We start from the raw sequence: 7,955 nt of genomic DNA on the forward strand, positions 1-7,955 counted from the left end.
CAGGACCCGACCGGGCCACCGCGACCCGGCCGGGTGAGGGTAGCCTCACCTCGTGGCGAGCACGAGGGCGCGGGCCGAGGCCCCCGGGACCGATCCGGACGACCGCACCCCGCCCGCCGGGGCCGGTGCACTGCTGCGTCGGAGCGTGCGTCGCCAGGCGCGCCGGCTCGTTCCCGGCTACTCCCTGCTCGTCGTCTGGCAGCTCTGCGAGACCCTCGTGCCGGTCGTCATCGGCCTGGTCGTCGACCAGGCCGTGGACGGCGGCACGCTGGTCGACCTGGCCTGGACGCTCGGCGTCCTGGTGGCCCTCTTCCTCGTCCTGAGCAACGGGTACCGCTACGGCGCTCGGTTCATCGTGCGCGGCATCCAGACCGAGGCGCACCTCCTGCGCGCGGAGGTCTCCGCCCACGTGCTGCACCCGCGCGGCGCGCGTACCGACCGCCTCGCCGGCGAGACCCTCTCGATCGCGACGTCGGACGCCGAGCTCGTCCCGTCCGTGCTGCACCAGCTCGGCTACGCGCTCGCATCGCTCGTGGCCGTCGTCGCGACGGCCGTCTACGTCCTGTCGGTCGACGTCGTGCTCGGTCTGGTGATCCTGCTCGGCGTGCCCGGCGTCCTGCTGGTCATCCAGGCGCTCGCGCCCCTCGTGGCCCGGCGCACCCGCCGCCAGCAGGAGAGCACCGCGTCCGCCTCGGGCGTGGCCGCCGACGTGCTGACCGGACTGCGCCCGCTCAAGGGCATCGGCGGTGAGGACGTCGCTCTCGGCCGATACCGGTCCGCCAGCCGGCGGGCGAGCGACGACACCATCGCCGTGGCCCGCTCCTGGGGCTACCTGGCCGGACTCACCACCGCACTCAGCGGGATCCTGCTGGCCGTCGTCGCGGTCGTGGCGGGCGAGCGCGCCCTCGACGGCACCATCAGTCTCGGTCAGCTCATCGCGCTCGTGGGCCTGACCCAGTTCCTGGCGGAGCCGATCCGCGGCCTGGGCGACGTCAGCGCGCAGTTCGCGGCGTCGCGGGCCTCGGCCGGACGCATCGTGGAGTTCCTGAGCACCCCCCGTGTGCTCACCCCCGGCGGTCGCGGACCGTCCGAGGACCGCCCCGGCCTCGTGCTCGAGTCGGCCGTCGTGGGACCCCTGCGGGGGCTGGACCTGCGGACCTCGGCCGACGAGCTGGTCGCCGTCAGCATCGACGACCCCGCCGTCTCCGACACGCTCATGGCCGTGCTCACGGGCGAGGTCACGCTCACGTCGGGCCGGGCGCGACTCGGCGACGTCGACCTGCACGAGCTGTCCGTCGAGGGTCGACGCCGGCACCTGCTCGTCGCCTCGCACCACTCCGGCGTCTTCGAGGGGACGCTGCGCAGCACGGTCGACCCCGGCGGCGAGCGCACCGACGCGGACCTCGCACCCGCCCTCGCCGCGTCGGCCGCCGACGACGTCGTCCGCCTGCACCCCGACGGGCTCGACCGCGCCGTGCGTGCCGCCGGCTCGAGCCTGTCCGGCGGCCAGCGGCAGCGCCTCACCCTGGCCCGGGCCCTCGCGACCGACCGTCCGGTCCTCGTGCTGCAGGACCCGACGAGTGCGGTGGATGCGGTGACCGAGCAGGACATCGCCCGCGGCGTGCGTCGGCTGCGTCGCGGACGCACCACCCTCGTCATCACCTCCAGTCCCGCACTGCTCCAGCACGCCGACCGCGTCGTGGTGGTGCGCGACGGACGTGTCGCGGCCGAGGGCACCCATGCCGACCTCGTGCGCGACCCCGCCTACCGCGCGGCGGTGGACCGATGAGCACGGACGAGGCGGCGAACACGCACCTGCTGCCGGTCGCCGACGCGCGACGCACGACGGCCGTCGCGTGGCGGCTCGTGCGCGCCCGTCGGGCGAGCCTGGCGCTGACGATCGCCTCGTTCCTGGTCACCGGCTTCGCCGGGATCGTGCCCGTGCTGATGATCGGCCGGATCGTCGACGCGGTGCGCGAGGACGGGACAGCGCGCGAGATCGTGGTCGCCGCCACGGTGATGGTGCTCGCCGGTCTCGCTGCCGGACTGTTCTCGACGCTGTCGTCCGCGGCACTGGCGCAGGCCGTGGCGCCGGCCCTCGCCGAGCTGCGCGAGGACGTGCTGGACCGCGCCCTGCACCTGGAGTCCCAGCGGATCGAGCAGGCAGGCATCGGCGACGTGCTGAGCCGTGTGGGCGACGACGTCCGCAAGCTCACCGAGGCGCTCGACGAGGCCATCCCCCTCCTGCTCGGCTCGCTGTCGGCCATCGGCTTCACGGTCGGTGGACTGTTCACGCTCGACTGGCGCCTCGGCCTCGCCGGTCTCGCCGCCGCGCCCTGCTACGTGCTCGCGCTCCGCTGGTACCTGCCCCGGTCGATCCCCTACTACCGCGCCGAGCGGACCGCCGAGGGCGCGCGCGCCGAGGCGCTCATCACCGGCGTGCGCGACGCCCCGACGCTGCGGGCGTTCGGCGTGGAACGCATCGCGCTCGAGCGGATCGAGCGCCGCTCCGCCGACGCCGTCGAGATCACCGTCGACGTGTTCAGGCTCTTCACCCGCTTCGGCGCCCGGATGAACGGCTCGGAGTGCGTGGGTCTGGTCCTGGTGCTGGGCACCGGCTACGTCCTCGTGACGAGCGGGGCCGCGAGCGTCGGCGACGCCACCGCCGCAGCGCTGTTCTTCCACCGCCTGTTCAACCCCATCGGGGCGGTGCTGTTCGTCTTCGACGCCGTGCAGGCGAGCGGCGCGGCGCTGGCCCGCCTCGCCGGCGTCGTCCTCATCGCGCCGCGCGACCACGCCCCCGTGGACGTCGGCCCCGACCCGACGTTGCGGCTCACGGGTGTGCACCACGCCTACGAGGAGGGCCGCCCCGTGCTCGCACCGCTCGACCTGGAGGTGCGCCCCGGGGAGCGCGTGTCCGTCGTCGGGTCGACGGGCGCCGGGAAGACCACCCTCGGAGGGATCGCCGCGGGGACCCTCTCCCCGAGCGGCGGCAGCGTCCGGCTCGGCGCCCTCGACATCACCACCGCCGCCGAGACCGTCGTGCGCCGACACGTGGCGCTCGTCTCGCAGGAGGTCCACGTCTTCGCCGGCACGCTGCGCGACAACCTCGTCCTCGCCGACCCGCACGCCGACGACGACGCGCTCTGGTCCGCGCTCACCGCCACCGAGGCCGCAGCCTGGGCACGGACACTCCCCCACGGCCTGGACACCGTGGTGGGCGACCTCGGCCACCCGCTCACCCCGGCCCAGGCCCAGCAGCTCGCGCTCACCCGGGTGCTGCTGCTCGACCCGCGGGTGGTGGTGCTCGACGAGGCCACGGCGGAGGCGGGCTCGTCCGGGGCCCGCGAGCTCGAGCAGGCCGGCGAGGCCGTCACCCGCGGCCGCGCCGCACTCGTCATCGCCCACCGGTTGAGCCAGGCCCGGACGGCCGACCGGGTGATCGTGATGGAGCACGGCGCGGTGGTCGAGGAGGGACCCCATGACGACCTCGTGCGCGCCGGCGGACGCTATGCGGCCCTCTGGTCGGCGTGGTCGGACGCAGGAACCGGCGACGTCGGGCAGGCTGGGTGGTCCCCCGCCCGTGACCTGGAGGACCGATGACCCGCAGTGCTTCCGTGACCCACACCGTCGGCGACGCCGACACGGCCGCCGCCCTCGGCAGCGGGGACCTGCCGGTACTGGCGACGCCGCGCGCCCTGGCCTGGCTGGAGGCAGCGACGTGCGCGGCCCTGGACCTCGACGACAGCCGCACCAGCGTGGGCACGAGGGTCGAGGTCGAGCACATCGCCGCCAGCCCCGTGGGAGCGACGATCACCGCCACGGCGGACCTGGTGCACGAGGACGGGCGGCTCCTGCGGTTCCGGGTCGCCGCGCACGACGGGCACGGGACGCTCGTGGCGCACGGCGAGGTCCGTCGCGTCGTCGTGGACCGCACGCGCTTCCTGGAGCGGGTCCCCCGACCCTGAGCGACCAGCCCCTGACTGGTCGGCCTCGGTCCCGGGCCGCGGACCACGTTCGCAGGCAGGCGGGACGATGTGGGACCATGGACGCTGAACGTCTGAGGAGGACCATCATGGGCAAGACCGGCCGCAAGCGCCGCGCGCGTCGCAAGAAGGGCGCGAACCACGGCAAGCGCCCCAACGCGTGACCTGACGCTCCTCACGGAGCGCACAGACGATCGAAGCCCCCGTCCGGTGACCGGACGGGGGCTTCGACGTCGCTCAGGACTGGCGGTACTCGGAGATCTGCACCTGCACGGTGCGGATCGAGAACAGCACCTTGTCGCGCAGCGGCTCGGGCGCGACCTCGCTGCACGAGCGCGAGACCAGCGACTTCACGAGCCGCTCGAGGTCGTACTCGGTGAGGCACTCGCTGCAGTCGTCGATGTGGGCCTGGATCTCGGCGCAGCTGGCGCTGTCGATCTCGGCGTCGAGGAACAGGTACAGGCTCTCGAGGGCCTTCTCGCAGTCCGGGCCCTCGCAGCCCTCGGTGGTGAGGTCGTCGCTCATGAGTCGCTCACCCCGCTCACGGCCATGCCGCGGTCGCGGGCGTAGTCGGCCAGCAGCTCGCGCAGCTGACGACGTCCGCGGTGCAGGCGTGACATGACCGTGCCGATGGGCGTGCCCATGATCTCGGCGATCTCCTTGTACGGGAAGCCCTCGACGTCGGCCAGGTAGACCGCGTAGCGGAAGTCCTCCGGCAGCGCCTGCAGCGCATCCTTGACGTCGCTGTCGGGCAGCCGCTCCAGCGCCTCCATCTCGGCCGACTTGAGGCCCGAGGACGAGTGCGCCTCGGCAGCCGCGATCTGCCAGTCCTCGATCTCGTCGGTGACCTGCTGCGGCTGACGCTGCTTCTTGCGGTAGGAGTTGATGTAGGTGTTGGTGAGGATCCGGTAGAGCCAGGCCTTGAGGTTGGTGCCGGGCTTGTACTGGTGGAAGGCGCTGAACGCCTTGGCGTACGTCTCCTGCACCAGGTCCTCGGCGTCCTGGGGGCTGCGCGTCATGCGCAGACCTGCGGAGTAGAGCTGGTTCAGGAACGGCAGGGCCTCGGCCTCGAAGCGGGCCTGGCGCTGCTCGGGCGTCTCCGTGGTGACGTCGACGTCGCTGTAGTCGACGGCGGCGTCGACGGACCCGACGCCGGACTCGTCCGACGTGGGCTGTGGGGTGGTCTCGGGGGTGTTCGTCATCGTGCTCCAGCCTACTCCCGACGTGCGACGTCCGTCGGCCGCGCGGGGGCCGCGAGCGACCGGACCCGGGGTGGCGGGGCTGGCCGGGGTGGGGCTGGCAAGGATGCGTTCAGGGCACGCGAGCATGTCGACCTCCTTCACGAGGTGGAACGACGTGGCCGTGGGCTGTATTCCGGACCGTGCGCCGCGCGGGGTCTACTCGGCAGGAAGGGGCTCGACGAGCTCGGGGCCGTTGTTGCGGACGTTGTTGACCTGGGTCGTGACGGGCCACGCGTCGAGATGACCCGGCGTGGCCGGCACCAGCAGGTCGAGCAGCTCGGCGGCCGGCCGCTCCACCGGGCTCAGCCACGTGTCGCGGACCTCGGGCCCCACCAGGAGCGGCGCGCGGTCGTGGAGCATGCCGTCGCCGCCCTCGGCACTGGTGGTGAGGATGGTGAACGTCACGAGCCACGGCTCCTCGGCCGAGGAACGCCAGAACTCGTAGAGCCCGGCCAGGCCCAGCACCTCGCGGCGGCCGTCGTGCTCGCCGGAGGTGATGTAGAACGGCTGCTTGGGAGCCTTCGGGCCCTGGCCCGCGTACCACTCGTAGTAGCCGTCGGCCGGGACGATGGCACGCCGCCGCGCGAAGGCACGCCGGAAGGACGGCTTCTCGGCCACGGTCTCGGACCGGGCGTTGATCATCCGGCTGCCGACGGATCGGTCCTTGGCCCAGCTCGGCACGAGACCCCACGTGGCGGCCAGGAGCTCGCGCCGCGGTGGCGCCGACTCCTCGGCGTCCTCACGGGCCCGGCCGATCACCAACGGCGCCTGCTTGGTGGGTGCCACGTTCCAGTCCGGCGGCGGGAGCTCGGCGCCATCGGCCAGCCGCGCCGCGAAGGCGTCGTCGAGGTCGGTCGAGGTCCGGGTGGTCGCATACCTGCCGCACATGGACCCAGCCTTCCACGCCGCACCGACACGGAGCGGTGGAACCGGGCTTGATCGAGCCTCCCGGCCCCCGATCTGCGTTCTGGACACCTGCGGGGCACTTGGAGCCCGATCCATGCCCCAGAGGTCTCCGAAACGGAGTGACGGGCCGGCACCCCCGCCGGGCCCGGCGCAGCCCTGGTGCGTCGGGTCCGGGCGGGTGTCAGCGCGCCAGGGCCTGCAGGAGGCCCGGCAGGTCCCCGGCCGTGGGCGGAAGCTCCTCCACCCACAGCCGGGGCGCACCTCCGCCGTCCGGCGTGCGCCCGAGAAGCACACCGATCAGCGCGAGGGTCGTGGCATGGGCGCGCTCGCGCGCCGTCAGCACCACGAAGCGGCTCGATCCGACCCGGGCCACGGTCTCGTCGCCCGGGAAGACCGAGCGCAGGACCCGCCCGACCTCGACGGCCCGCAACGAGGCCTCCAGGGCCGAGCGTCGTCGGTCGTCGGACGGCTCGACCACGACGAGGACGTGACCGTCGCCGGCGCGCTGCTCCTCGACAGCAGCGGCGCGGTACACGTCCCCCAACCTGCTGTGCAGGTGGGGCACCGTCGACAGCGACGTCAACGGGTCCTCGCACCCTGCGTCGTGCACGCGCCCGAGTGCGCGCTCCGCCCAGGCGAGGCACGCAGCCCGGACCGACGCGTGCCGGGGGGCTCCGTCGAAGGCACGCTCCACGAGATCGATGACCTCGTGGAGCGGGGACCCGTCCGCCGCTGCACTCGCTCCCACCACGTGTGCAACGGCGTCGACGTCGGCCCGACCGTCGCGGACGGCCTCGACCAGCGACGTCGCTGCGTGCTGGGTGTCGTCCATGACGGTCCTCCTCTCGTGTGCGGTGACCATGGGACGGCCCGGGGCGGTGATCGTGACGCGATCGGCGGATCTTTTCTCGACCCGGGCCCGCCGGCCTCCGCCGCCCGGGCGTGACGTGAAGGACCGTTCCTCGTTGGACCCGGCGGGAGCACAGACGAGGGAGCCGAACCGATGGTCGACCTGATCGAGACGACGCAGCAGCGCAGCGACGCGCAGCTGATCGCTGCCGTGCGTGCCGGTGACACCGCGGCCTACGGTCTGCTGTTCCAGCGACACGTGGCCGCCGCGACCCGGCTCTCCCGCCAGCTCCTGAGCACCGGCGAGGCCGACGACCTCGTGTCGGAGGCCTTCCTGAAGGTGCTGAGCCTCCTGCAGGACGGCAAGGGTCCCGACGAGGCCTTCCGTGCGTACCTGCTGACCGCGGTCCGGCGCCTGCACGTGGACCGCATCAGGGCCACGACCCGCACCCGTCCCACCGACGACGAGCACGTGCTCGACCGGGGTGTGCCGTTCGACGACGCCGTGAGCGCCGCCTTCGAGAACGACGCCGCCGCGCGCGCCTTCGCGTCGCTGCCCGAGCGGTGGCAGCTGGTGCTGTGGCACCTCGAGGTCGAGGGGCAGAAGCCTGCGGCCGTCGCCCCGCTGCTCGGCATGAGCCCCAACAGCGTCTCCGCCCTGGCCTACCGTGCCCGGGAGGGCCTGCGGGCCGCGTACCTCGAGAGCCACGCGGCGGCCACCACCGACGAGGCCTGCCGCGCCGTCACGCCGCTGCTCGGCGGCTTCGTGCGCCAGACGCTGTCGGCCCGCGACACCGCGAAGGTCGACCAGCACCTCGACGCGTGCCGACGCTGCACCGGCGTCCACCTCGAGCTCGTGGAGGTCAACCAGAACCTGCGCGGCCTCCTTGCGCCCGCCCTGCTCGGACCCGCCGCCGCGGGCTACCTCGGGGCGACCGGGACGGCCGCCGCCGCCCTGGGGGCCGGCGGGATC

9 protein-coding genes are annotated in these 7,955 nt (G+C 73.6%); 5 read left to right on the top strand and 4 right to left on the bottom strand.

The genetic code is table 11. The features are described from left to right. The first annotated feature begins 52 nt into the window (after nt 1-52). From NUV38_RS13585 to NUV38_RS17165, 4 genes are all read left to right on the top strand, one after another. Nucleotides 53-1,789 (top strand): ABC transporter ATP-binding protein, encoded by a 1,737-nt coding sequence (locus tag NUV38_RS13585; RefSeq protein ID WP_257729634.1) that lies wholly within the window; start codon nt 53-55, stop codon nt 1,787-1,789. Continuing rightward, entirely contained in the window at nt 1,786-3,603 is a 1,818-nt protein-coding gene (locus NUV38_RS13590; protein WP_257729635.1) for an ABC transporter ATP-binding protein, read from the top strand. Before NUV38_RS13585 ends, NUV38_RS13590 begins: the two co-directional genes overlap by 4 nt. Nucleotides 3,604-3,617: 14 nt before the next feature. Then, nucleotides 3,618-3,968 carry a thioesterase family protein gene (locus NUV38_RS13595; protein WP_257729636.1) on the top strand — a complete coding sequence of 117 codons (351 nt, stop codon included), beginning with the start codon at nt 3,618-3,620 and terminating at the stop codon, nt 3,966-3,968. Between the two features lie 107 nt (nt 3,969-4,075). After that, nucleotides 4,076-4,150, top strand: coding sequence for a 50S ribosomal protein bL37 (locus tag NUV38_RS17165; RefSeq protein ID WP_369797015.1), 75 nt, complete (start codon nt 4,076-4,078; stop codon nt 4,148-4,150). A 73-nt stretch (nt 4,151-4,223) separates the two neighbouring features. Here NUV38_RS17165 and rsrA read toward each other — a convergent pair whose 3' ends face one another. The 4 genes from rsrA to NUV38_RS13615 form a co-directional block, all read right to left on the bottom strand. After that, nucleotides 4,224-4,511 (bottom strand): mycothiol system anti-sigma-R factor, encoded by a 288-nt coding sequence (gene rsrA / locus NUV38_RS13600; protein WP_257729637.1) that lies wholly within the window; start codon nt 4,509-4,511, stop codon nt 4,224-4,226. After that, nucleotides 4,508-5,188 (bottom strand): sigma-70 family RNA polymerase sigma factor, encoded by a 681-nt coding sequence (locus NUV38_RS13605; protein ID WP_257729638.1) that lies wholly within the window; start codon nt 5,186-5,188, stop codon nt 4,508-4,510. Before NUV38_RS13605 ends, rsrA begins: the two co-directional genes overlap by 4 nt. 195 nt (nt 5,189-5,383) lie before the next feature. Next, nucleotides 5,384-6,115 carry an SOS response-associated peptidase gene (locus tag NUV38_RS13610; RefSeq protein ID WP_257729639.1) on the bottom strand — a complete coding sequence of 244 codons (732 nt, stop codon included), beginning with the start codon at nt 6,113-6,115 and terminating at the stop codon, nt 5,384-5,386. A gap of 199 nt (nt 6,116-6,314) precedes the next feature. After that, nucleotides 6,315-6,965 (bottom strand): hypothetical protein, encoded by a 651-nt coding sequence (locus NUV38_RS13615; RefSeq protein ID WP_257729640.1) that lies wholly within the window; start codon nt 6,963-6,965, stop codon nt 6,315-6,317. A 171-nt stretch (nt 6,966-7,136) separates the two neighbouring features. Here NUV38_RS13615 and NUV38_RS13620 point away from each other — a divergent pair. Then, nucleotides 7,137-7,955 (top strand): sigma-70 family RNA polymerase sigma factor (locus tag NUV38_RS13620; RefSeq protein WP_257729641.1); only part of this gene is annotated, 819 nt, incomplete at its 3' end.

Origin of the sequence: Aeromicrobium sp. 50.2.37 (assembly GCF_024655735.1) — a bacterium.
GTDB lineage: Bacteria > Actinomycetota > Actinomycetes > Propionibacteriales > Nocardioidaceae > Aeromicrobium.

Excerpts from the sequence above, each read along its gene's own strand:
- NUV38_RS13590 (WP_257729635.1), top strand. The coding sequence starts at position 1,786 with ATGAGCACGGACGAGGCGGCGAACACGCACCTGCTGCCGGTCGCCGAC.
- rsrA (WP_257729637.1), bottom strand. The coding sequence starts at position 4,511 with ATGAGCGACGACCTCACCACCGAGGGCTGCGAGGGCCCGGACTGCGAG.
- NUV38_RS13605 (WP_257729638.1), bottom strand. The coding sequence starts at position 5,188 with ATGACGAACACCCCCGAGACCACCCCACAGCCCACGTCGGACGAGTCC.
- NUV38_RS13610 (WP_257729639.1), bottom strand. The coding sequence starts at position 6,115 with ATGTGCGGCAGGTATGCGACCACCCGGACCTCGACCGACCTCGACGAC.
- NUV38_RS13615 (WP_257729640.1), bottom strand. The coding sequence starts at position 6,965 with ATGGACGACACCCAGCACGCAGCGACGTCGCTGGTCGAGGCCGTCCGC.